At 44.1% G+C, this 2,008-nt stretch carries 2 protein-coding genes; both read right to left on the bottom strand.

Going from position 1 to position 2,008, the window contains the following annotated elements; translation table 11 throughout:
• Positions 1–523: M48 family metallopeptidase (locus GX089_04975; GenBank protein NLP01828.1), on the bottom strand; the 523-nt coding region annotated here is incomplete at its 3' end.
• A 318-nt stretch (positions 524–841) separates the two neighbouring features.
• The coding region (locus GX089_04970) for a glycogen debranching protein (protein NLP01827.1) at positions 842–2,008 on the bottom strand (1,167 nt) is incomplete at its 5' end.

Genomic DNA, 2,008 nt, shown 5'->3' with positions numbered 1-2,008 from the left:
GCTGGGTTAGTTGAGGCTGCTCCGATAATGCCTCGGATAACGCCATCCCTCCCAATTGAACAAGTAACAACTGGCTCATCCTCTCATTTCCGTGTCTGGCTACCGCATGCGCTATCTCATGACCTAAAACTACCGCCAGACCAGTGGCATTTTCACACACCGGCAAAATCCCTGTCAGTACCGCAGTCTTACCTCCTGGCATAGCAAATGCATTAACCGAACTGTCCTTCACAAGATTAAATTCCCACCGAAATCCTTCCAGCACCTCCAGTTTGTTTTCTGCTCTGAAATACTGCTCGACTGCATGCTGAATTCTTTTTCCTACAGTAGCAACCATTTTTGCTTCCTCAGTTCCTCTGACTATCTGATTTTCATCAAGAAACTGCTGGTAAGACTGAAAACTCAAAGCCAGTAATTGAGATTGAGGTATAAGATTCAGTTGACGTCTTCCACTGACAGGTACCGGCGAGCACTGAATAAAGAGAAATAATCCGATAGAGGACAGGATTACTGCAGCTTTCATATAAACCCCTGATTTATATGAAATTGCGAAAGACATGCCATTGGGTGAAGGAAATTAGATGACAGAATAGAATGTGATAATGTCAAATCGGAAGAAAAATAGGAACAAATATCAAAACAATATCTAATCAGAAGTAATCTGGGAAAATATCTAAACGAAAGAATCAAAGCGAAAAGCAGTTAACACAATAATAGCAAATCACTATTATCCCATAGGACCCAGTTAAGATTGATAATAAGACTATGGGTAAGGTTCAGTACATTCAGAAGTACACTGGTGTCTGTTAGCAAAATCCCCCCGCTGGAAGCGCCCCCTTTATTAATGGGGAAGAGGGGCCGCCTGGGTTTTAACAAGAGATCGAAGCAACTCTGCAACACTCCATGCCTGAGCGATACAGCCACGAGGAGTAAAAGGATCCTGTGCATCGAAAATTTCACTTACAGAACCTATGCAGGCTTCCGACAGATGAGAATCAAAACTTTTAAGAAACTCACCTGCTTTTTTCTTCTGTTCCGGGTAAAGCTTAAGCCAGGCATCGATAAAAGGCCCAATCAGCCATGCCCACACTGTCCCCTGATGATAAGCAGCATCTCTGGCTCGAAGATCTCCAAAGTATTTTGGTCTGAAATGCGGATGCTCCTGCGAAAGAGTTCTCAATCCAAATGGGGTCAGAAGCTTTTCGGATACTACTTTTATAACCGCTTTCCATTTTGATTTGTCCAGGACAGGGAAATCCAGGGAGATGGCCAGAATCTGGTTCGGTCTGCAGGAACTGTCTGTCCCCAGATCTCCATCGATAACATCGTAGAGATAATTACACTCCTTATTCCAGAACCGTTCATTAAAGGAGTTATATACTTTTGCGGAAAGTTTTTCCAGCTCTGCTGCAAAAGAGTCTTCATTCTCCTCACTCAACCATTTTTCCAATAATTTCAAGGCATTATACCATAAAGCATTTATCTCCACCGCCTTCCCATTCCGGGGCGTAACTACCAAATCTTCTACCTTTGCATCCATCCAGGTTAACTGCAACCCCAACTGCCCCTGACTCAGCAAACCATCGGCAGGATCTGCACCGATACCAAAAAGGGTTCCTTTAACATGTGCATCTATGATCTCTTTCAGTTTATCCAGAAGAGAATTGAGGGTAAACCGGTCGTTAGTGTATTGTAAATAGCGATTCAGGGCATGAAAGAACCACAAAGTGGCATCGGCTGTGTTATATCTACCCTCCTTTTCTCCTTCCGGGAACAGGTTTGGAATAAGCCCTTCACGGATATAGCGGGCAAATGTACGCAGAATCCATCCTGCCTCGGTAAATCTGCCGGTAACCAGAGTTAACCCTTCCAGGCTTATCATAGTGTCACGTCCCCAATCGGTAAACCAATGATAACCAGCGATAACAGAACGAAGCTCATCACCTGAAGCACGACTCCTGATTATATCCGGTGAACGTCCCACCGGAGAAATTATAAACTGATCCGC

The sequence above is a fragment of the Fibrobacter sp. genome, assembly GCA_012523595.1.
Lineage (GTDB): Bacteria > Fibrobacterota > Chitinivibrionia > Chitinivibrionales > Chitinispirillaceae > JAAYIG01.
This window is presented reverse-complemented; position numbering and strand designations above follow the sequence as displayed.